19 protein-coding genes and 1 pseudogene are annotated in these 21956 nt (G+C 44.9%); 2 read left to right on the top strand and 18 right to left on the bottom strand.

Going from position 1 to position 21956, the window contains the following annotated elements:
- Positions 1-274 precede the first annotated feature (274 nt).
- From HMPREF9010_RS03220 to HMPREF9010_RS03240, 5 genes are read right to left on the bottom strand one after another with little or no spacing between them, the layout of a single operon-like run.
- Positions 275-856, bottom strand: coding sequence for a lactate utilization protein C (locus HMPREF9010_RS03220; protein ID WP_008021058.1), 582 nt, complete (start codon positions 854-856; stop codon positions 275-277).
- A complete protein-coding gene (locus HMPREF9010_RS03225) occupies positions 853-2238 on the bottom strand; it encodes a lactate utilization protein B (RefSeq protein WP_004304790.1) in 1386 nt (461 codons plus the stop codon). The genes HMPREF9010_RS03220 and HMPREF9010_RS03225 overlap by 4 nt, the downstream gene beginning before the upstream one ends.
- Entirely contained in the window at positions 2235-2975 is a 741-nt protein-coding gene (locus HMPREF9010_RS03230; RefSeq protein WP_008651172.1) for a (Fe-S)-binding protein, read from the bottom strand. Before HMPREF9010_RS03230 ends, HMPREF9010_RS03225 begins: the two co-directional genes overlap by 4 nt.
- A gap of 51 nt (positions 2976-3026) precedes the next feature.
- Positions 3027-3572 (bottom strand): 7-carboxy-7-deazaguanine synthase QueE, encoded by a 546-nt coding sequence (locus tag HMPREF9010_RS03235; RefSeq protein WP_032852954.1) that lies wholly within the window; start codon positions 3570-3572, stop codon positions 3027-3029.
- 21 nt (positions 3573-3593) lie between these two features.
- The gene (locus tag HMPREF9010_RS03240) at positions 3594-3950 is read right to left on the bottom strand and encodes a 6-pyruvoyl trahydropterin synthase family protein (RefSeq protein WP_032852905.1); all 357 of its coding nucleotides are present in this window, start codon (positions 3948-3950) and stop codon (positions 3594-3596) included.
- A gap of 128 nt (positions 3951-4078) precedes the next feature.
- On the opposite strand from HMPREF9010_RS03240, the gene HMPREF9010_RS03245 reads away from it, so the two are divergent.
- The gene (locus tag HMPREF9010_RS03245; RefSeq protein ID WP_008651167.1) at positions 4079-4438 is read left to right on the top strand and encodes a YbaN family protein; all 360 of its coding nucleotides are present in this window, start codon (positions 4079-4081) and stop codon (positions 4436-4438) included.
- On the opposite strand, the gene HMPREF9010_RS03250 is transcribed toward HMPREF9010_RS03245, so the two are convergent.
- From HMPREF9010_RS03250 to HMPREF9010_RS03310, 13 genes are all read right to left on the bottom strand, one after another.
- On the bottom strand, positions 4408-4974 hold the full coding sequence (locus tag HMPREF9010_RS03250; RefSeq protein WP_008651165.1) for an MTA/SAH nucleosidase: 567 nt from the start codon (positions 4972-4974) through the stop codon (positions 4408-4410). The two genes, HMPREF9010_RS03245 and HMPREF9010_RS03250, sit on opposite strands and share 31 nt — an antisense overlap.
- Before the next feature lie 23 nt (positions 4975-4997).
- Complete coding sequence (locus HMPREF9010_RS03255; RefSeq protein WP_008651164.1) at positions 4998-6284, bottom strand: Fic family protein; 1287 nt, start codon at positions 6282-6284, stop codon at positions 4998-5000.
- A gap of 203 nt (positions 6285-6487) precedes the next feature.
- A complete protein-coding gene (locus HMPREF9010_RS03260) occupies positions 6488-7354 on the bottom strand; it encodes a carbohydrate kinase family protein (protein ID WP_008651163.1) in 867 nt (288 codons plus the stop codon).
- A gap of 4 nt (positions 7355-7358) precedes the next feature.
- The gene (locus tag HMPREF9010_RS03265) at positions 7359-8387 is read right to left on the bottom strand and encodes a zinc-dependent alcohol dehydrogenase (RefSeq protein ID WP_008651161.1); all 1029 of its coding nucleotides are present in this window, start codon (positions 8385-8387) and stop codon (positions 7359-7361) included.
- Entirely contained in the window at positions 8384-9469 is a 1086-nt protein-coding gene (locus HMPREF9010_RS03270; protein ID WP_008651160.1) for an SGNH/GDSL hydrolase family protein, read from the bottom strand. The genes HMPREF9010_RS03265 and HMPREF9010_RS03270 overlap by 4 nt, the downstream gene beginning before the upstream one ends.
- 21 nt (positions 9470-9490) lie before the next feature.
- The gene (locus HMPREF9010_RS03275) at positions 9491-10813 is read right to left on the bottom strand and encodes a mannitol dehydrogenase family protein (RefSeq protein ID WP_008651158.1); all 1323 of its coding nucleotides are present in this window, start codon (positions 10811-10813) and stop codon (positions 9491-9493) included.
- The gene (locus tag HMPREF9010_RS03280) at positions 10800-13037 is read right to left on the bottom strand and encodes a histidine phosphatase family protein (protein ID WP_008651157.1); all 2238 of its coding nucleotides are present in this window, start codon (positions 13035-13037) and stop codon (positions 10800-10802) included. The genes HMPREF9010_RS03275 and HMPREF9010_RS03280 overlap by 14 nt, the downstream gene beginning before the upstream one ends.
- 40 nt (positions 13038-13077) lie before the next feature.
- A complete protein-coding gene (locus tag HMPREF9010_RS03285; RefSeq protein ID WP_008651156.1) occupies positions 13078-14112 on the bottom strand; it encodes an FAD-dependent oxidoreductase in 1035 nt (344 codons plus the stop codon).
- Entirely contained in the window at positions 14112-15488 is a 1377-nt protein-coding gene (locus HMPREF9010_RS03290; protein WP_022199511.1) for a ComEC/Rec2 family competence protein, read from the bottom strand. The genes HMPREF9010_RS03285 and HMPREF9010_RS03290 overlap by 1 nt, the downstream gene beginning before the upstream one ends.
- Positions 15476-15805 carry a hypothetical protein gene (locus tag HMPREF9010_RS03295; protein ID WP_004304776.1) on the bottom strand — a complete coding sequence of 110 codons (330 nt, stop codon included), beginning with the start codon at positions 15803-15805 and terminating at the stop codon, positions 15476-15478. The genes HMPREF9010_RS03290 and HMPREF9010_RS03295 overlap by 13 nt, the downstream gene beginning before the upstream one ends.
- A 17-nt stretch (positions 15806-15822) precedes the next feature.
- On the bottom strand, positions 15823-16776 hold the full coding sequence (locus tag HMPREF9010_RS03300) for a DUF6772 family protein (RefSeq protein ID WP_008651152.1): 954 nt from the start codon (positions 16774-16776) through the stop codon (positions 15823-15825).
- A gap of 21 nt (positions 16777-16797) precedes the next feature.
- Entirely contained in the window at positions 16798-18537 is a 1740-nt protein-coding gene (locus HMPREF9010_RS03305) for a RagB/SusD family nutrient uptake outer membrane protein (protein WP_004313404.1), read from the bottom strand.
- Between the two features lie 24 nt (positions 18538-18561).
- The gene (locus HMPREF9010_RS03310; protein WP_008651150.1) at positions 18562-21621 is read right to left on the bottom strand and encodes a SusC/RagA family TonB-linked outer membrane protein; all 3060 of its coding nucleotides are present in this window, start codon (positions 21619-21621) and stop codon (positions 18562-18564) included.
- Positions 21622-21775: 154 nt separating this feature from the next.
- Here HMPREF9010_RS03310 and HMPREF9010_RS26640 point away from each other — a divergent pair.
- Positions 21776-21956: pseudogene (locus HMPREF9010_RS26640) on the top strand (ISL3 family transposase); the annotation flags it as partial.

The following is a 21956-nucleotide window of genomic DNA, read 5'->3' as shown; positions in this document are numbered from 1 at the left end:
AAACAGAAACAGATATCCTATTTACATCAAAGGAGATTCGACTATATTCTCCCAAAGACTCTATTACATCCGATGGAAGCCGGACTTTATCCAAACAGAGCCTCTATTTACATCAAACGGAAGCTCTGTTTATATGAAACAAAGGCTCTATTTCTTATCAATAGAGCCTCTGTTTTTACAGCGTCAACGGAGTCTCCATTTCGTTTGTACTAACAAATATAAAACTCCATTGTTTTGAAACCAAATTTATTTTAGAATAATCAACACGGAAACATTAGGTTAATATCACTAACACGTCCCGTGCCCCATGCGCTCCCATCACTAAAGCCTGCTCAATATCAGCAGTCTTTGACGGACCGGAGATGAACGTTCCGAACTGATATTCCTGTCCGTCCAGTTCGCGGTAGGCGTCATACATGGTATCTACAATTTTATTCCGGTCGAGCAGAATGACCAACTTCTCCGAGATAAAATAGATCGCTTTATATTTTACCGTCTGCGGTATCCAGATGGCTCCGTTTTCGGCTACTCCGATTTCTCCTTTCACTACGGCAACATCTGTGCCGTCCAACTCTTTCGGATCATCCAAATTATCGGGATTGAACGTAGCACAGGAAATATCCGGCAATACGGAAGCAATGCGCATAGCATCCGGGTAAGTCCGTCTTATGACTGTATTCACATCTTCCCCTTCACCCAATACAACTGCTGTACCACCCACTGCACGGCTGATTGCACAGAACTGTTCTATCTTATCAGGATATGACAATCGTTTCATATCCGCAATATCCGGTTTATCATAACGGGTCTGCGTATGCTGGCGGATGCTGGCTAATATATCTTCTCTGCTGCTCATTTGGATTCCTCCTTTCCTTGTACTTTGTTTTTCTTCCACATTTCATTGAACGACTCGCTGGCAAATTCCGGCAGTTCACGCCCCTTTCCCCAATCGTCGAGATCGTTGTATTTCATGAAACGGGGCAGGCCATTTACCACCGGGGCTGCCCACAAGGCTGCGTTGAACAATGCCGGACGCTCCATCAGGAACTTCATACCGCCGGACATGATCTTCTTTCCCGTATTGGCTTTCCCCAATCCGTCCAAATCCTGACGCCATTTGTAAATCTGTTCTGCCAAATCTACTTTCACCGGACAGACATCGGAACAGGACATACACAGAGAACAGGCTGAAAGATTATCATAATACTTCTCCGGAGCATGGGCCATACCCAAGTTGATGCCAATAGGTCCGGGGATGAAGTATGTATAAGAGTAACCTCCACTCCGGCGGTACACCGGGCAGGTATTCATGCACGCACCGCAACGAATACAGTTCAATGTCTTGATATGATCGGGCTTGGACAGTAAGGCACTCCGGCCGTTGTCTACGATGATAATATGATATTCACCGCCTTCACGGGGACGGCGGTAATGAGAGGTATATGTTGTCACCGGTTGTCCGGTGGCCGAACGGGCGAGTAATCGGGTGAACACACCCAATGCGTCCAGATCCGGGACGATCTTTTCCATACCGAAAGCGGCAATGTTCAGTTTCGGGTAGGAAGTACCCATATCGGCATTTCCTTCATTGGTACAGACCACAATGTCACCGGTTGAAGCGACGGCAAAGTTGGCGCCTGTCATGGCGGCTTCGGCATTGAGGAAGAGATGACGCAGGTTCTTACGTGCGGCATGAGTCAGGTAGGTAGGATCAAAGTTTCCCTTTTCCGTGCCCATCTCCTTTTCGAATAGTTCGCCTACCTGTTCCCGTTTGATGTGAATGGCGGGCAGTACGATGTGGCTCGGTTCGAGATGCATCAATTGCAGGATGCGTTCGCCCAAATCGGACTCTACGACATCGATGCCACGCTCCATCAGGAAAGGATTCAAGCCACACTCTTCGGCGAGCATGGATTTGCTCTTGATGAAATGGTGGACGTTATGCTCATTCAGTATCTCGTAGACGATGGCGCAGTATTCATCGGCATCTTTTGCCCAATGTACGATGGCGCCGTTGGCGGTAGCATTCTTCTCAAACTCCAGCAGAAGTTCTTCGAGGTGGCTGTTGGAGTATAGTTTCAACTCGCAAGCCTTGTTGCGCAACTCTTCCCATTCGGGAACTTCCTTGCTCATCTTGTCCCTTTTGGCACGGACCATCCAAAGGGTTTCGTTATGCCATGCTGCCATCTTGCTGTCCTGCAAGAACTTTTCGGCAGCCTTTGAATGTTTTGTACTCATGATTGCGACGCTAGAATTTCTACAATATGGATAATCTGAATAGGCAGATGCTCCCGTTTGATGACACCTTGCATGTGCATCAGGCAGGAACTGTCCGCTCCGACAATATACTCGGCTCCGGTAGCGATATGATCTTTTACCTTATCACGCCCCATGCAGACGGAGACTGCCTGCTCTTCCACCGCAAACATTCCGCCAAAGCCGCAACACTCGTCAATATGGCTGGGCTCGAATACTTCGATGCCTTCTACCAGATTGAGCAGGTCACGCAATTTATTGTAATAAGGGATATTCAGTTCGGTGGGAGCGGAAATCAACAGTTCGCGCACCCCATGACAGCTATTGTGAATACTGACTTTATGAGGAAAGCGTGCAGGAATTTTGGAAGGTTTCAAGACATCGTGAATGAACTCACAAATATCATAAATCTTTCCCGCACTCTGACAAACATGTCCTTCTTTCTCCAGAATGCCCGGATGATTCTCTTTCACAAATGCCACACAACTGGCGGAAGGGCCGACGATGTAATCGTATTCACGGAACAGATCGTCAAAACGGAGTGCCAATTTCATAGATTCATCTTCAAAACCGGCATTTGCCATCGGTTGTCCGCAACAAGTCTGATCCAACGGATAATCGACGTCTACTCCCAAACTTTTCAATAGTTTATACGATGCCACTCCCACATTGGGGTAAATAGCATTGATATAACAAGGAATAAACAAACCTACTTTCATACTATATTTTGTAATAATTTAAGCTTCTTCCGCATCACCCGTCTATTTTGTTCAACGGATGTCGATTAATTTGTGTGTTTGCAGGCTGAGTCTCCATTTGGGATGTCGCATTACACAGTCCACTGTTGAAGCAGTGTTATTACAAGAACAAGGCTGGAGGAAAAAATGTTCGGCCGGAAGGAGTTCAAAAATACTTATATCTTGTCCTTCATAGACCACTTTCACTTCATCCATCCGGTCGATGGCAAGTTTCACCCCTTGTTTGGGGGAGCAGGTCACCCAGTCGATAGCTACCGGCAGGGGGCGTGTACCGTTGGTTTCGATGGTCACATATTTGCCTGCTTGGTGCAAACGGTCGATCAATTCATCGTCTACCCATAAGGAAGGTTCGCCGCCCGTAAGGACAACGGTGACGGCAGGATATTTTTTCACTTCGGCGATTATTTCATCGTCGGTCATCATTTTTCCTTCTTCGTGTTGTGTGTCGCAAAAGTCACATTTCAGGTTGCAGCCGGAAAAACGGACGAAGATGGCCGGAGTTCCGGTATGGTAGCCTTCGCCCTGCAAGCTGTAAAAGATTTCATTAATCTTTCTCATCATCAAAATTTGTTTGGTTTGCTATTCTTGTCCTTCTGTGCTGCCGGAATCTTTCTCGTAGATGACTATGTTTCCTTCCGATTCCTGCACTTCTACTTTATAGCATTGAGGAATCTGTTTGCATACCCACCGGGCGATATTCTCCGCTGTGGGATTAAATGGGAGTACTTCGTTCAGATTTTGATGGTCGAGTTTCTCCGTGACCACTTCTTTGATGCGGGTGAAATCTACCACCATTCCTTCGGAGTTGAGCCGCGCGGAACGGCAATAGACGGTGATAATCCAGTTGTGACCGTGTAAACTGGCGCATTTACTGCGATACGGGAGTACCAGCTTATGAGAAGCCGAGATCTCCATGCGTTTGATTACTGTAAACATGAGTGTATGTATTTTAATAGTTACACGCATCTAATGTCACCTCGATGCAACGGCAAAGGTAATATAAAATAGAGTTTTCATCCAGCAAAGAGTGTTATTTTTCCCTTTTTTTGCACTATCTTTGCCGCATGAAAACTCTATATATTGTTTTAGGTAGTATTTCCCTTGCGCTCGGCATTCTCGGCATCTTTCTGCCGCTACTGCCCACTACCCCTTTTCTATTGCTCACCGCTGCCCTTTATTTCAAAGGGTCGCCCCGATTATATAACTGGCTGCTCAACCATCGGCACTTCGGTCCTTATATCCGCAATTTCCGCGAAAACAAGGCGATTCCTCTCCGTGCCAAAATAATTTCTCTCGTATTAATGTGGGGAACGATGCTTTATTGCATTTTCTTCCTGATTCCTTTTATATGGGTAAAGATTCTCCTGGGATTGATAGCCGCAGGAGTCACTTATCATATTCTTTCTTTCAAGACATTAAGGTAATACGATAGTCCCTGCCGTGCATCGGCAAGTTTATCTTCCCAATGTTTCACGGAGTTTTGGCCAATTATGTCAGTCACGTATTTCACAGAAATAAACAGTATTTCTTTTGAACGGCAGACAAATGCTTGTGCGTATGCTTCCATATCTACAACATCTCCGCTAACGTGAGTCAACTCGGTAAGGAAGCCATCTCCTGTATTGCAGATTCCATGTTCCGTCCAATGCGTGCAATAACCTTTTTCTTCGAGCAGAGCTGATGAATCGATCTCACACTCCAATCCGAACTCTTTCATTTTCTGCATATCACGGTCTATGAACTTGCGACATACAAAAATATCTCCTACCTGATGATTGACTGTTCCAGCACTTCCGATATTGAGCACCAAGTCCGGTTGTACCTGACGGATTGCCTCTGCCAAATGAAAGGCTGATTTAACTTTACCAATACCTGTACGAACGTAGTAAGGTTCTATATCCGGCCATTTAAGTTCTACAAATTCGCCTTGTACGGCGTAGGTTACTAATATTTTCAACATGGGTTTCTTTATTTCACAAATTATTATCCAATGAGATATGCAAAATACTTATATACCAAATCGTCGATTGACATCTCCTTTTGTTCAAAACGCATTTTATCCAATGGAGAAATTCTTTCCTCTACAGTTTTTTGCTTCTTATACATAGAAGATATATAATCATTTCCATCACGATTTATCAGTACAGAATCAGTAAAGTCAGCTACTCGGGTATCTGATTCTACATAATTTAATGTGTATGATACATCCCTGACACGCCCCTGTATAGGCGAAAGAATTCCCTTTGCCACTAAATCCTTCACATCCCTGGTAGCTGTATCTAATGAAACTTCGGCCAACTTGCTCCAATTTTTTGCAGTAAGTTTTCCTTCATAGCCATTCAGATATATATTGAGGATCATTCGTTGTCTTTCAGTTATAATGCCCCCCGAATGAGTTTTCCAAAAAATCGCTTTATTCAATATGCCGCTTAACAAGCCATTGGATTCATCAATAGCCCGTTTAAGACAAGCCAGATACCATTCTAACCATTCTGTAATATCACCATTTCCACGTTGAGCCTGTTCCAGCATACGATAATAAGCCTTCTTTTCCTTATTAATCTGCATAGACATACTAAAGAATCGCAATTTACTGCGATCTGTCTGGGATAATACCATATCTGATATAGCTCTCGCAATACGACCATTCCCATCGTCAAACGGATGGATACATACAAACCAGAAATGAGCAATTGCAGACTTTAATAATGACGGAGCTATATTGGGGGCATTCAACCATAAAAGAAATTTATCCATTTCGTCATATACACGTTCCGGCCCGGGAGCACGATAATGTATTCTTTCCCGCCCAAATGTACCGGAAACAACCTCCATAGCTTCAGTACGATAACTTCCCACTAAAATATCAGAAAAGCCACTTTTACCTGTTGGGAAAAGTGCGGAATGCCATCCGAATAATCTATCATGTGTTAACGGAGTTTCGTAATTCATTATAGCATCAAGCATCATCTCGACCATTCCATCAATATAATGCGTCGGTTCTTTCACATCGGGTACAGTCACACCTAATTTTCGGGCAACGGAAGAACGTACCTCTGCTGTATTCAAAGTTACTCCTTCAATTTCTGAAGATGCAACAACATCATGCGTCACAGCTTCCACCGTAGCGATCATCTGACTATCAAATCCAATTGTACTTAACCTTCCAACAAGATATCCGATAGCCCTGTTTGTCAGGGCTATCGCATCTGACAATCTTTCAGCGTTCCATCTGAATGAACTCCAATTTTCTATTTCATGGATAAACATACCATCAGTTATTTCTGCAAAAATAACTATTAAATTGGAGTTATCTATAAAAATGCGGTTAAAAGAGGTATGATAAGCCGCAAATTTTGCGGTTAATTAATGAGATTAAACCGCATTTAATAAAAACAAGACATATTCATCACGCTTGGTTTGAAGAATCATTCAAACCAAGTACGAAACTTCCTTATGTGGAGTACCCAATATTACTTTTTACTATCCGGCAACGGATTAATAGCCCCCCTTTGTGTACAAGTATATGCCGATACATCTACCGCTTTGCGGTGTGATTCAGCAACCGACACCCCTCTAAGTATGTTCACAACAAAGGTAGCAGTAAACGAGTCGCCTGCACCTACAGTATCAGCCACCTCGACTTTAGGTGTATCTATGGATGAAATTTCCCCACTTGCATCATATATGCCACTACGTACTGCCCCCTGTGTGAATATAACATATTTGAGCGAGAAACGAGCAATGAGTTCTGCGATAGCTTCCACAAAATCAGTAGAAAGGGAAAGAAGAGAAATCAATAACGGCAATTCGTCTTCATTCAATTTGAGCACATTTGCTTTTTGCAAGGATTCCACAATCAAGTCTGTCGAATAAAAATGTTGCCTGATATTAATATCAAACACCTTCAAAGAGGTATCCGGCACGGCATCTATGAGTCTCAAGATTGCAGCACGTGACTTTTCACTTCGTTGTGCCAAAGAGCCCCAACAAACAGCATCTGCATCGCTGACAAGTTTCATGGTCGCAGGACTACACTCGATAGCATCCCAAGCAACATTCTCAACAATCTCATATTGCGGTACACCGGCCTCATTCAACGACACAAGCACTTTACCTGTCGGCAAAATATTACGGGAAATATATCCTAAATCAAGTCCGGTCTCTTTAAGCACCGTAAATGTTTCATCACCGAGTTCGTCGCCACCTATTGCCGTAACGGGATATGATTCTGCTCCCAATTCCTTCGCAAAAAAACAGAAATTGATAGGCGCTCCGCCAAGTCTCTTACCTTCCGGGAAGCAATCCCAAACAACTTCTCCTATACCTATTATTTTCATGGTTTTATAGTTTAATAATTATTTTCATGGATGTTGCACTATTCTCGTCTATAAATTTATATGCCTTGTCATACTGTTCGAACGGAAAATGATTCGAAATAAGCGGTTCGAGACGGATGGCTCCCGAACATACCTGATCGATAGCCGTAAGATAATCTTCATGGCGATACATCATCGTTCCGTTCACCTTCAGTTCGTGCTCTCCCAAATAGAACATATCAAGCGACGGATCCTTGCCAAATACCGCCACTACAACGATGGTACTCCCTTTTTCGATACACTCCATAAGCGAACGAATACTCGACTCAACTCCGGCAACCTCAAACGCAGCTTGAAAATCTTCATCCCCGAAAAGCCTCTTCGCTCCTTCTTTGAGCGGCGTCTTAGCTACATTGAGCGTATCTACTATACCACATTTACGAGCGATTTCAAGTCTGAAATCACTCACATCGGTAATAAGAACCCGTTTGGCTCCTCTTGCCTTAGCGAACTGCGCCACGAGGTTACCGATTGTTCCGGCACCCGATACAACCACATTCTTACCTTTCAAGTCCCCGCCACGCATGGTTGCATGCGCAGCTACTGCCACCGGTTCTATCATAGCCCCATAATCAAGTGACATACCTTCAGGCAACAACGCAACCCTGTCATCATCAACCACAAAAAAGTCTTGCGCAGCTCCATTTGCCTGAAAAGCTTGCACTCTTAGCTCTTCACAAATATTATACTCTCCCCGCTGACAAGGCTTGCACTTCCCACACGCGAGTTGCGGACGTGCGGTGACAACGTCACCCGCCTTACAGATCGTAACCGCCGCCCCCGTAGCAACCACCACTGCCGAATATTCATGCCCCTGAACTACCGGATAGAAAGTTGCCGGATGACATCCGTGATAAGAATGTATCTCACTTCCACAAATACCAATTCTCTTAATATTCAGAAGCACCTGATGTTCTTTCAGGTCCGACGCCTTAGGCGCCTCAACTTCACGAAATTCAATATGTTTTGGTTCTACTAATACCGCTTGTCTCATTTTATACCATATTTACTTAAAATTTCTATTACCGGAGTCTCTATTGACTTCGCCCAAAGTGCATATCCATAACTACTTGGATGAGTTCCGTCGACCGATGTCTCATGGGCATCGGAAGCATCAGGCGTAATCAGATAAACGTCTTTATATTTCGGGGTCGTGAGGATTTTCGCAAACAACTCCTCTACGGTTGCCGCCTTAGCCCGTTCTTTCGCATCAAGAACTGTATCGAATGAACGTCGTTCACGATAGATAGTACGCTGAAATATCAACGGAGTAGCCGGATGTGCCGCTATAAGCCGATCGATAAACGGCATCAGGCGCTCTCTTATCAGTTCTGCGTCAGGATTTGAAAAAGTATCGAATATAAAGGCATCAGCCTTGACTTCCGCAAGAACGTCGAGCATGTAAGGCTGCATCAGACAACGTCCGCTTGTTGCGAGCGACACGACTTGAAGACCCGTATTACGCATAAATTGCATGGGATAACTCATACCGGATCGATCCGTGCTCACTCCCTGCGTAAACGAAGAGCCATATACCGCTATCCTGTGACGAAAATCGGACTTCAACGGTTCGATAACAGCATCGTCATCTATCCCTATCTTACAAGAAATGACCTCCGAATACATCGGCATATACATCATACATTCGTGCATCGTACCATCCATATTCTCAATGAGCGTGAATGTCTCGGTTTTCTCGCCCTTATACGCTTTCAATGAACCGCTTGCCGCATACTGCCATTGACCGTTTGCATTTTTGATATAAAGATCATATCCTTTATAAGAGATCGGCATGGTTGAATGGCTCGAATATACATATCCCCACTTTGTCGTAATCTGTATATTACGCGTGTTCGTTTTAAACAACACAGCCATACCGGCAGAGCAACGGAGTTGTCGGTTCTCCGTCCTGTTAAAACCTTTATAAACCAATGTATCGACTCTATGATACGGATTGGGAGTCGATTCAAACGGCTTACCTATCAGGTTAAGCGTTGACGCCTCCGTCTGTTTTTGTGCCGAAACCGACAATACGCACGAAAGCGACAGAACAACCGTTATGAAAAACTTCTTCATTGCCTTGTATTTTTTAGTTGTTTACTGTAATAAGACCTTCAACCCTTCCGCTACCTGCATAGCATAAAACTGCTCATACTTTTCCATAAACACAGGATATTTGTCCAGTCCCAATGACACAAAAGGTGATATTTTCAAGAACTCGGCCGGCGATCCTCCCGAAATCAACTTCCTGTCCGCCGGGGTGATGTGAGGTTCGGAGATAGCTATATTTTCACCGGACTCGGTGCGCGCACCTATCAGGTATTTGCAATAAACAGCTATCAGGAAAGCCTCTATCGAAATATCCTTTCCATCCTGCAACATCTGTTTGAGTATGGGTACCACATAAACCGCAAACTTAGCAATACCATCGCCGCAAAGCCGTGATACCTGATCGCTGATCGCCTTGTTTGAAAATCGTTCGATAAGCTGGTCTTTATACGCTTCAAGGTCAACGCCCTCGGGAACCGGAACATAAGGAGTAACGTCCCTGTTCATAAACAGCTTTATCATCGCACGATACCTCTCGTCTGCCATTACAGCATCGACCTTCCTGAATCCTTCCATATAGGCAGGATAAGAAAGAAGAGTATGTGACGCATTGAGAAGACTTAATTTCATGATTTCATACGGGGTCACATCATGGGTGAATGTAACTCCCACCTTCTCCCATACAGGACGGCCTGCAATGAAATTATCTTCAATCACCCATTGTATAAAGTCTTCACAACACACATCTGTAACCTTACCCGGTTTTGTTACGGGAGTGATTCGATCCACCATCGAATTCGGGAACGTCACTTTCTTTTTCGCCCACGCTGCCACCTCGGGATATTTCGCTTCGAAGTATGACATAAACGCACATTTGGCGACATTGCCGTTCATCTGCATGTTGTCACACGAAAGAATCGTAATCGGCAAATCTTTCTCCATCCGGCGTTTAAGTCCTTCGGCTACATACCAGAACACACTGCGCGATTGGTTAAAATCAACCTTATATCCCCCTTCGGTAATGGTGAGAGAGATGATTTTTATCTCCTCCGATGCTATTTTAGCGATGATAGGCTCACTGTCTATTTCCCCCCATGCCAGTTCTACAAGCGAACCAATCAGCATACTATCCTGTTCGCCGGAAGGGCTGCATGTCGTCAACTGATATATGCCGTCGTCTTTCTTGAGGGCGTTGAACAAGACCCCGTCCGTAGGCATAATCATGGCTCCGAATACCCCCCAGCATCTTTGTGACGGATCTTCAAGTAATAAATTTGTGTAAGCTTCGAGATGTGCACGATGGAAGTTTCCAACACCGAAATGTACTATTCCGGCCTTTATTTCAGCACGATTATAATTAAAAGTCTTCATACGATAATTTCAATGTTTCGGCAAGTGATTTTTCCACCTTGTCGCAATGTTCTATATAGAATTTATAAACCTCATTCCATTTGTAATAAGATGCTTCAACCACTTCCAACGGCAACCGGAGGTCTTTTTCATTCAGCATAAACTTAACTAAAACGTCCGGATTGTCTTTTGATTGGTAAAAGATCATCTGAAGGTTCGCCCCCATCGGAATATCCCAATACTTCCAACTCTGCAACGCTTCTTTGGAATTACTAGCCTCCCGCGCCCACGTTCCGGCTTGCAGATTTGTCAAGATAGCCATCAGAACGCCATCGTGTCCGAAGTTGAGATTGATACCATGACGCTTACGAACCAGATCTTCAGCAGATTCGTCTAACAAATGGCGTAACGTGCGGGATGCAAGTCCCCAACTACGCCCGTGAGATACCGGTTCAGGACCTTTCTGCGCAAAATACTTATAGTTCTCGATTTCTGCCCAAGCCAATATTTCCTCTTCTGTAAAAATATCCCATATAGGCACTTGGCGGTCGAGGCATTGCATCAGCGATGCCATTAACCAGAAACGATGGATCAGGTCGTACTTGTCATACTCACTTTCTACTTGTGTAACATCTATAAACAGCCTTGTAAAAAAAGCATCCACATCCAACTTTTCATCTATATATGAACGATATTTTTTATACCAACTGTTTTCCTTACCAAGTATATATTTATCAAGCGGACTTCTGTCGGGACATACGTTACCGTATGGATTCAGTGTGGTAAGGAACGAACGGGAATTGTCTATCTCCGCCCACTCAAGCCCGGGACGTAGCGACAAAATACCCGAATTTACAGATTGCATGGTGGCCGCCACCCGAAGCACATTCGTTGCGTTAGTCTTCAAATAGGGATGGCCTTCAAATACTTCCGGATAGTTTTGTACCATCCTCCCGCCTATCTCCCTTGTCTGACGATAACCGATTTGTGTCAGATCGCCTTCTTTGTAAAACACATTTTTCTTGAACGGTTCAAGACGTTCGTACAGGGCTTTCCCAAAATCGGTAAGATTGTTTGTGGCATGAGCTTTCTCCAATACGCCGTATATGGTAGGATAAGTCACCTCATCGTCTATCTGACGCGCTCCGTGCCGGAAATAGCCGTTTATATAGAAAGGCGTATATCCTTTGGGCGCCGGCGTAACCGGATGTGAAAGATCGGTCACATAATACACGCCGCCCGCACGTTCCGGATCCCTGCGTATCTCGTCGAGAGGATTTTCGGGCACCGGCTTTTCTTTCGGAAGAGAGAGTTTGAATATGCAAGGAAGATCAGACGTCTTTTTCGCATTCGTATTGGTATTGACATACATAACCCCGTCTTTAACCACAATATCTTCCGGTTCGTAAATAACCTGTTCCTGCACATTGTACCGGGCAGTAATTGTCCGCCTATCCGTATCGTACACCCGGATGCAGGAAGGACGGCTGTCATCCTGTTTCCCAACTCCGAAGCAAAAATAGATTTTACCATCATGCATACAGCCCGCTTGTGTGAACCATACCTCATAGGGGAACACCACCTGATCGAGAATGTCATTTTCGTCGAGGCGCACCTTTGCACCCTCACTCAACGATGGTATGCGGAATTTGGTGGCGACATACTGGTTTTCCCATGCATGCTTTGTCACCTTCGCCACAGTACGTTTACGCGCCGAGAATATCCATATAAAGCCCCGTTCCCGATCGACCAGCCAGCTTGGCGCTCCAAAGATGGAGACATACCCTTTCTCCGCCCACTTCGAGCCATCGAGTTCAATTGTCTGTGCGATTTCGCTGCTAAAACGTTTTCCACGACGGGTGATGCTCTCCACAAAACACAACCATTCCAACTCGCTTCCTACCTTCCCGTTTGTGATATACAAGAGAGGAAACGATGCTCCGCGTTTTGTCTCGACGCCAAAGCATACATTATTTACATGGTTGTCCGGATGGGAGGACGCCAACTCAAAGCCTGCCACAGGTTTCGGATCGGCACTTTTGAAATCATAGATATTCACGTGTCCTCCATCCTCGCACGAGAATATGTAATCATCCCATATTTCAAGTCCTTGCTGTGCCCGCCCCCGTCCTTCCTTTGCCAGGAAGACAGAGCACTCTACCTCTTTCTCCGGCTCTACATACAACTGGGCGATAAGGGGAATAGAGATCAGTAAGCACACGACAGACAAATAGATCTTTTTCATAAGTATGCTCTATAAATTTAAAGTATGATTATGTTCTACGTTAATCGAACAGCTCTATGCCTAACGACTCAAGCCGTTTCTGCAACTCTCCTACATCGAGAGCCCGCGGAGTACAATGCTGCGACGCACTCATGGCAGCGGCAATGCCAACAGCCTCTCCCATCGCCATGCAAATACTCATGACACGATAGGAAGCGTGAGCTCTGTGAGTACCCGATATGCACCGTCCCGCCACCAAAAGCCCTTCCAAGCCCAACGGGAGAAAACAACGATACGGCAAATCGTATGGTTTGCAATATTGTATGGTCGGTTCCGCCTGTCCGGCTCCGTCAGGATTATGTATATCGACAATGAACAATGCTTTATGTACCACCACATCGGCAAAACGGCAGCCTTCTGCCATTTCATCGGCATCGATCACATAGTCGCCCATCACCCTGCGGCTTTCGCGCACTCCGGTTGTTGTACCGCTTCCGATCACTCTACAATTTTCGTAACCCGGCAAATTTTCTTTCAAGAATTGAGTCAGGAGGCGTATCTGTTGCCTAAGTTCAAGATCGGCGGTGAAAATAGAGCTTACCGAAGTTATATCCACCCTATTGACTTGTGTCGTATTTACCTGACGGCAACCCGGTCTGACCGATGGATGCAAACGCACGGCAGCAAGCATCCGGGGAAGTTTGCCCTCATCGGCTTTCTTTTTACACCAATCAAGAAAACACTCGCCATTCAATTGGACATTGTCTACATCTCCAATACAGATAATTCCTTTCGATTCATCTACGCCGTCAATAGTGTATTCAAGGGTTACAGGCTGCATGAGTCCGTCAGCACGTCCTTTTTCTATTTTTGCACCGGCAAGAAAAGATACTATGGCATCACCGGTACAGTCAATCGTGTTCTTGCTTACACTACCGAGAATAGGGCCGACATACCCGGCGGTCAGGTTACCTCCGATGACTCCGTATCTTTCGATAAGAGCAACACGTGCTCCTTGCCGGGCGGCGGCTACAGCCGCACATATCCCGGCAGGACCTGCACCTGCTACTATTACATCATAATATTTTGTATTCATTATCTGCTTGTATATGGACCGGAAATAGTCTTAACAGTCATTGCCCCGTCAGAATCTGTGATTGTCACAACTCTATATTTGTTTCCCCCATCGGTCACACGAACTACAATATGTCCATCATATCCCTTTACTCTCGCAGCCTCTTCCGCCGTAACCCGGTCGTCTACTCCGCTGGGGCGATCGCCTTGCCAGAAGTTAGTGATAAACATGTCACACGCAGGGAGTGTTGTCTCCATCGAATTCAGTATATCGGTACGGGGATGACAATCTACCCACGAATTGACAACAATCGTTTGTGGATTGAGTGCTTTCAGAGCATCTACTTGATTGGTGTTGGTTACACCGTGATGGTTAGCTTTCAAGAGTTCCACCTGACCTACTGCTTTTGCACAGGGCAGTTCGGCATCTTTCCACGCATGACTCGAACGTCCGTTATACTGAAGGTCACCACCGGCAAAGAAATCAAAGTTGCCATACGAAACTTTCATCACACAACTGGTTATATTCTCCGGCGGACAATTGTCACTGGAGGTAATGTTCTTACTGTTTTCGTATGTAATCTCCGAGAGTTCAGGGAATGTCTTCTTTGTGGTAGTGCCCGAACCTGTCCAGATCTCTCCATTCACTGCCACGTTTTGCACCTTTGCAGTAGGATACTTTGCAGGATTATACTTCTGAACGATCTGATTATTCGCCCCTGCTTTGAATATCGCAGCATCGAACTTTTGATTGGCGACATGCCATTTCACTGCATTGATATAGTTATTACAACTTGGAGCATTGTCTGCCATTGTCGCCATGTCGAACGGATAGTTATAATCGGGATAGCCACGATCAAGAAGCGTACCAATCTTGAAATTGTCGAAAATCTCGGCAAAACCTATCAACGAATAAGTATTGGAATTAGCTGATTTTGGCAAGGAAGAAGTATAACCGCCGAAGTGGTCATTATGGAAGTGGGTAAGTACGGCATAATCAATCGTACTGTTACCTGTCCATACCATACACTTACGAATGTAATCAGTTATAATCTGCGAACCACGGGTAGAAGTCAGAGTCGGATCCCAACGACTACGGATACCGGTATTGGTCGTATTACTATTAGAGTTGGTTGTAACACTCGAACTTGCGGCATCAATAAGCATTTGCGTACCATCCGGGAATATTACAAACATGCTTTCACCGGTAGTCGTATTGATGAAATGAATATCCATCACACCCTCCTGCCAGGCAGGAATCGTTTTACCTACCTCTATTTCAGTGGCAGCATCTTCCCCACCTCCATCCGGACGAATCAAAAATGAGTGAGACTCATTGGAGCTGCATCCTACAATCGCAAGGATGAACAGACTAAATATAAATATTAACCTTTGCATGCTATATGAAGATTTAAAAACATCTCTCCGCCTTCAATGCTGACGGCAAGACGAATATAATTACCAAAATTTGAATTTACCTTTATAATATGTTGGCCAAGTCCTTTGAAGATTACAGGCTCACTACCGTCGTCAGCCCAATGTATACCGTCTTGCGATAGTTGTACACGACCTTCGAATACGGGATCTCCTTCTATTTTCTCAACCATAACAAAGAATATAGCCTCATCTGCCCAACCAGCCTCGTAAGGATGAGTGAAGAAAGTACCTTTAAAGAACTTCTTTACCTCAAGATGGGAATCATTAAACATTTTCATATATTACATTCCTCCTTTTATTCTTGTGAAACAACAACAGAATCTATATAAAAGAATACACGACGATTGGTATCAGTACCCACCCAGAAAAGAGGATTGATAAGATTGTCGATGCGTCCATATCCGTCAACGGTATCAGCTGCAATGCCACGCATATCCCAAATTCTGTCCTGACATTGGAACTCTACATATTCACGAAGCTCTGTGTCAAGTTTCAGACGCATGTATTGCCAATTGAGTTTACAGTCGGTCTCATTGTAAATGAGTTTCTGATGACCATCTTTCAAATCCTTGAATCCATCGTGGTCGCCATTAGGATAACGGCGGCCGAACCACCAGGGATCGACTCCCCTCTTACACCAGTCTCCGTCAAGTCCATAAGCCCAATCGCGGTCGGTTATGTCTTCATTGGAATGTTCATACTGCCACTTCTGCATTAATTTGCCATCTACTGCATTGAGATAACGAATTCCTACATGGTAACGTTTTCCACCCTCCTGTACATCGAATCCCATACCAAAATCGCGGATGGAACTCTCATGTAAACCCGGTTGCGGACGGTCACCGCCATCCACCACATCCTGTTCCGCCGTGTATGTAAACCAACATTCTATCTGCAAATATTTGCAGCCCGGACGAGAGAACGAAAGCCGCTTAATGGCATGTCCCAGACAACCTTCCGCCGGAATCTCCGTATAAGGAGCGGCAACAGGTCTTGTCGAAAGTTTAAGAGAGTAAGTGCCGGACATAGCTCCGTGAGTGCCCGGATACCTGAAAGTAGCGGAACTAAGCATGACCGGTGGCCACTGGTCTTTATTGACCAATGTCTTGGGAACATCAAAATCGGGATATTCCGTAAAGTTAGGCATCAATGTCATCCAGCCGTTAAAGCCGGTGTTGAATACATCATAGCTCAACACCCTTTTCAATGGTTGATAGCGACTGCGCAATAAAATTTCTCCAATGCTCATAATATCATTTATTTAATAAAGTTAGTACCCTGGATTTTGAACAAGTTTGCCATTCATTATCAATACATCATCACTTGGCAATGGCCATAAATAAATCTTCTCATCATACTTACGTTCACCATGCTGGACGATATAGGTTCCGTCGGCCATCGCTTCAAAAGAAGGAAATCCGTCTTTGTCAAATGTCGGAGTCTCCGGCCAAAACCAGTTGCCTGCCGCAAAGTATTCCTTTGCCCTGTTGGCTGTACGGGTAAATCCGTACATATTGTGTCCGAAAGCATTCTCAAACTGATGCCAACGAAGCAAGTCGAAATAGCGCAGATTTTCCCATGCAAACTCCACACGACGCTCACGGCGGAGCACTTTGCGCAATGCCGTCTGATCGGTTGTCGTGATGGACGGATAGTCGTTGGTTTGTGTACGGGTGGTGCCATAAGCACGGGCACGGACATCGTTGATGCAAGCAAGGACAGTAGCGTCAATCTCCCCCAGTTCAATCTTAGCTTCGGCATACATCAACAAAACATCGGCATAACGCATGAGAATAACGGGGTTGTCGTTATACAAAGTAGTACGCCATGATTCTTGCGCGCCTTTGCGCAGGCAACAACCATTGTAAGCACAGTTGGAAGCATCCGAACCGCCTTTGGAATCTTTGTTTGTAATCATACGATTTTGCGTATAGTCCATTACTTCGAGTGCGTTTGGCGCAGGGTTCCACTCAATACCATAGATACGGCTGCCGGGAGCAGCAAATGTTTCCAGGCAACGGGGATCACGGTTGGCAAATGGATCGTGAGGATCAAAACCGCTGCCCGGTTCATCAATCGTCTTGCCATTCGTCATTTCGTAGACAGCAAGAAGTTCCCACGAAGGTTGTGCATTATGTGTACCGCCTGCCGAACGGGCAATAAAGGAACCGATAGCCTGTGTGGTAGGTTTACCGTTTTCATCCAACTCAAGATCGCTTGAGTGAGCAACAGAGAAGATAACTTCTTTGCTTCCTCTTGTCTTGTCGCGGAAAAGTTCTCCATAATCAGGGGCCAAGTCATATACTTCCAGATCCATACAGTCTTGCGCAGCCTTTGCGGCAGTCCCATAGTCGTGCTGATAGAGAGCGGTACGAGCCTTGTAAGCATAAGCCGTTCCTTTGTCCACACGGGTGGCGCCGCTATTATTATTTGCGGCCGGCAAATTTTCTGCGGCATAGTCATAATCTTCATAAATCTGTTTCAGAACGACAGCTTTGTCGGTACGCCCCATCTCAAATGCTTCCTCCGGAGTAATCGAAGTCACGTAGAAAGGAACATCTCCCCAAAGAGTAATCAAACGTGAATAAGCAAACGCTCTGAAAAAACGGGCTTCGGCACGAAGCGTATTCAGTTCAGTGGTGGAATATTTGCCTTCAAGTTTGTCGAGTGCCTCCAAAATCCGGTTGGCACGACTAATGTTCTTATACGTGTAACTCCAAACAGTCTTGATGTTAGGATTACTTGTAGAAGACGCATTCAGTGAACCTGCCGCAATGGTATAAATGTTGGTTCGTTGCGCCCAGTCATCCGTATTACGGTCCAGCGTCCAACCTTCTTCTATAACAAAGAAAGTACTGCGATAAAAATCGTTCAACGAGATTCGAACTTCCTCCGGTGACGAGAACCAGTTTTCACTGGATGCGGCTGAAGGAGGATTCAGATCGAGGTTCACACAAGAAGTTACAGATAGAAGAGCTATCATGCAAATCAATACATGTATTTTTTTCATATTATGTAATTTTTTCATACTCCATTAGAATTTGATATCCACTCCAAACGTATAAGTGCGTGTGATATAGGTAGAAGCGCCTGCTTCAGGGTCCCATCCCGAAAGATAACTATCAAAGCAGTATGGATCATCGATATTGACGTACACCCGAAGTCCCTTGATTCCGACTTTAGAGACGATTTTTTTAGGAACTGTATAGCCAACGTTGATATTCTTTATACGCATATAGGCACTACTCTTGAGCCAGTAATCCGACATTTTGTAGTTGTTGTATTCACCGCCCTGATGGCTCAAACGGGGATAGCTGGCTGCCGCGTTCTGCTCTGCAGTGTTATATACACTCCAATAATTACGGCTGCCATTGTCGTTCAGAAGGACTGACGGAGCCGGAAGCCATTGTCCCTGCATGGGGCGAATCATACTCTCGGTGAGGCGTGAAAGTTGTTTCCCGACACCATTGAAGAGTAGGGAGAAAGAGAGACCTTTCCAGCCCAAACTAATAGAACCTCCATATAGATAGTGTGGCAATGAGCTGCCAAGCACTACGCGGTCGTATGTCTCATTGATAATTCCGTCAGGAGTGCCGTCCGGACCGCTGACATCTACATATTTCACATCACCCGGTTTGGTAGAAGCCGAAAGCAGAGCGCTTTCACTGACTTCCTCTGCGGTCTGGAACAAACCTGCAGTCTTATATCCGTACCAGGAGTTATATTCTGCACCTTCAGTAATAATGGTACCATCGCTGTTAAACTGCTGCTTGCCATTAAGATTATCTATTATAGACTTGTAATCAGAGATATTAAAACTTACCGCATAATTTACATCTCCGATACGGTCAGACCAGCCGAGTTTCACTTCCCAACCGCGGGTATGCATTTTACCTACATTCCTGTCAGGTGCCGAATAACCTGTAAACGACGGGATTGCCACTGACAAGAGCATATCTGTTGTCTTCTTATAATAATAGTCTGCGCTAAAGTCAAGACGATTGTTAAAGAAAGCGGCATCCACACCTATATCCCAGCTCTGTGTTTTCTCCCAATGGATATTCTCATACGCATAATCCTGTTGAGCGGCAGACATCGAAGATTGGGGCGTAGAACCTGCACTGTCATACATAATGGCATTATTGAACGAAATGTATGTCTGATAAGGATAATTTCCAATCCGCTCGTTACCGAGCGTACCGATAGAGGCACGGAACTTCAGATAGTTTATCGGGGTTATGTTTTGCATGAACTTCTCGTTAGAGATGACCCAACCCACCGATGCGGACGGGAAGAATCCCCAACGGTGATCCTTGTGAAAACGTGAAGATCCGTCTTCACGAGCATTGAGCTGGAGGTAGTAACGGCTGTCGTAATTATACATGACACGGCCAAAAAATGAACGGTATGCATTCTGATAAGAATTACCGGCTACGGCAAGGGCATTCTTGTTCGCCAAATCAAGATAAGGGAAAGAAGACAAAGACATATCGTTGGTCGATCCCGACATCGTTTCATACGTATAACTATAATCTTCATAACCGACCATGGCATTGAAGTTATGTACCTTGCTGAAGGTCTTGTCGTATGTAGCGATGAATTGTTTCTCCAATGATTTGATGTTACGGCGTTCTTCACTTAGCGAATTGGAAGTATATCCAGAAACATATCCCAGCATAACATCGGTTTCGTATGCATCGTAAACAGGTATGGCTTTCTTCATCTCCTTGATCGAAACAGTTCCGACGGTAGGAGTCAGATTGGCAGTAAGGGTCAAATCTTTTATGGGCTTATAGCTCAACGAGAATTTACCGGTCATTGTGTTGGATACGGTCTTCTTCTCTCCGCCTTCCAATAAGGCGGCAAGCGTATTGCTAAGACTGCCGTCTTTACCGGGACCAACACGGCCATCCGGATAAAGTCCCAAATAAATGGAAGGATACATATAAGCTGCACGAATCGGACTACCGGAAGTCGGGTCATTTTTCGTGGCATAACGTACCGAGAAATCGATAGAACCGGAGAGCTTATCACTAATCTTGAGATTATTACGCGAACGGATAGAGATTCTTTCGTGGTTTGAACCTTTATAGATAGCGTCGGCATTTTCGTAGGTAGCGGAAGTGTGGCTCTTGATTACCTTGTTGCCATACGTCATGGTCAAGTTGTGCTTATGGCGCATAGCGGTATTCGAAAGAATAGCGTCTTTCCAATCATAGATAGGATATTGAATGGGATCATATCTGTTGTTGGTAGCATAGTTGTCGATGTAGTCCTGTGAATAGTTGGCAAATTCGCCTCCCGCAGGATTACCGGCATCGTTCCACGACCATTCATTGTACATTGTCATGTAGTGATAAGGGTCTGTCAGGAATTTCGGAAATTCGGTAGGAGAAGACAACGAAATCTCTCCGTTATAACCGATCGAAAGCTGTCCCTCGGTTGCCTCCTTAGTCGTTATCAAGATAACACCGGCAGCAGCACGGGCACCATAGATGGATGCAGAAGCTGCATCTTTAAGTACAGTAATCTGCTGTACGTCTTCGCTTGCTATATTGTCGAGGCTACTGACCATCATACCATCGACAAGGATAAGCGGACTCGAATCAGACATTGTTGTCACACCACGCACCTGAACCGTAGCACTCGCTCCCGGCATACTGCTCGAACGGGTAACCGTCAGTCCCGGAATCAGTCCTTGCAAAGATTGTGAAAGTTGAGACGTGCTCTGTTTCTCGATAAGCGAACTGTTGATTACACCGACCGCACCTGTAAGATCTTTCTTTTTTACAGATCCATAGCCGATAACAACTGTCTCTTCAAGTTGTACAGCATCCTCTTTAAGTTTTATATTTACTACACTCTTACCATCCCACACCACAGTCTCGGTCACATAACCAAGATAACGGAATTCTATTGTATGGCCTGATTCAGCGCCATTGAGCGCATACTTTCCCGACATATCGGAGGTAGTACCTTTTGCATTGTCTTTATCGTGGATCACCACTCCGACAAGAGGACCATTGGCATCGCTAACGACACCCTTCATTACATTCTGTGCAAAAGCCAGATTGATTTGCAGGAAACATGCCAATAACAGGCTTAATATACTTTTTTTGGTTCTTCGTCAAATTTGGTGGTAATCTCTTTTTTATTTCAACTGTCTTCTTCTTTCTTAATCCTATTAAAAGTTGTAGATATGTTTGCTTTTTAGTAACTTTAAAGACACCACATCATTAAGAGTTACAATGCAACAAGTCATATCTACAACGTACAAATATACATCAAAAAAAGAAAATGCTCCTACAAATAGGGGATTATTCCATGATTTCAGATTCAGTCTTGGCTACGATAATCTGCAACAAGATGGTATCTCTGAAGCTGTTGGCTCATTGACGGTCTTTCTACATACGGCTGGCAAAGGGGCTT

It is taken from the genome of Bacteroides sp. 3_1_23 (genome assembly GCF_000162555.1).
GTDB lineage: Bacteria > Bacteroidota > Bacteroidia > Bacteroidales > Bacteroidaceae > Bacteroides > Bacteroides ovatus.
This window is presented reverse-complemented; position numbering and strand designations above follow the sequence as displayed.

Bases quoted from the DNA above. Each gene is read 5' to 3' on its own strand.
- HMPREF9010_RS03265 (WP_008651161.1), bottom strand. From the start codon at position 8,387: ATGAGACAAGCGGTATTAGTAGAACCAAAACATATTGAATTTCGTGAA.
- HMPREF9010_RS03255 (WP_008651164.1), bottom strand. From the start codon at position 6,284: ATGTTTATCCATGAAATAGAAAATTGGAGTTCATTCAGATGGAACGCT.
- HMPREF9010_RS03240 (WP_032852905.1), bottom strand. From the start codon at position 3,950: ATGTTTACAGTAATCAAACGCATGGAGATCTCGGCTTCTCATAAGCTG.
- HMPREF9010_RS03230 (WP_008651172.1), bottom strand. From the start codon at position 2,975: ATGAAAGTAGGTTTGTTTATTCCTTGTTATATCAATGCTATTTACCCC.
- HMPREF9010_RS03280 (WP_008651157.1), bottom strand. From the start codon at position 13,037: ATGAAAAAGATCTATTTGTCTGTCGTGTGCTTACTGATCTCTATTCCC.
- HMPREF9010_RS03270 (WP_008651160.1), bottom strand. From the start codon at position 9,469: ATGAAGAAGTTTTTCATAACGGTTGTTCTGTCGCTTTCGTGCGTATTG.
- HMPREF9010_RS03295 (WP_004304776.1), bottom strand. From the start codon at position 15,805: ATGAAAATGTTTAATGATTCCCATCTTGAGGTAAAGAAGTTCTTTAAA.
- HMPREF9010_RS03285 (WP_008651156.1), bottom strand. From the start codon at position 14,112: ATGAATACAAAATATTATGATGTAATAGTAGCAGGTGCAGGTCCTGCC.
- HMPREF9010_RS03225 (WP_004304790.1), bottom strand. From the start codon at position 2,238: ATGAGTACAAAACATTCAAAGGCTGCCGAAAAGTTCTTGCAGGACAGC.
- HMPREF9010_RS03220 (WP_008021058.1), bottom strand. From the start codon at position 856: ATGAGCAGCAGAGAAGATATATTAGCCAGCATCCGCCAGCATACGCAG.
- HMPREF9010_RS03235 (WP_032852954.1), bottom strand. From the start codon at position 3,572: ATGAGAAAGATTAATGAAATCTTTTACAGCTTGCAGGGCGAAGGCTAC.
- HMPREF9010_RS03290 (WP_022199511.1), bottom strand. From the start codon at position 15,488: ATGCAAAGGTTAATATTTATATTTAGTCTGTTCATCCTTGCGATTGTA.
- HMPREF9010_RS03275 (WP_008651158.1), bottom strand. From the start codon at position 10,813: ATGAAGACTTTTAATTATAATCGTGCTGAAATAAAGGCCGGAATAGTA.
- HMPREF9010_RS03305 (WP_004313404.1), bottom strand. From the start codon at position 18,537: ATGAAAAAAATACATGTATTGATTTGCATGATAGCTCTTCTATCTGTA.
- HMPREF9010_RS03245 (WP_008651167.1), top strand. From the start codon at position 4,079: ATGAAAACTCTATATATTGTTTTAGGTAGTATTTCCCTTGCGCTCGGC.
- HMPREF9010_RS03250 (WP_008651165.1), bottom strand. From the start codon at position 4,974: ATGTTGAAAATATTAGTAACCTACGCCGTACAAGGCGAATTTGTAGAA.
- HMPREF9010_RS03300 (WP_008651152.1), bottom strand. From the start codon at position 16,776: ATGAGCATTGGAGAAATTTTATTGCGCAGTCGCTATCAACCATTGAAA.
- HMPREF9010_RS03260 (WP_008651163.1), bottom strand. From the start codon at position 7,354: ATGAAAATAATAGGTATAGGAGAAGTTGTTTGGGATTGCTTCCCGGAA.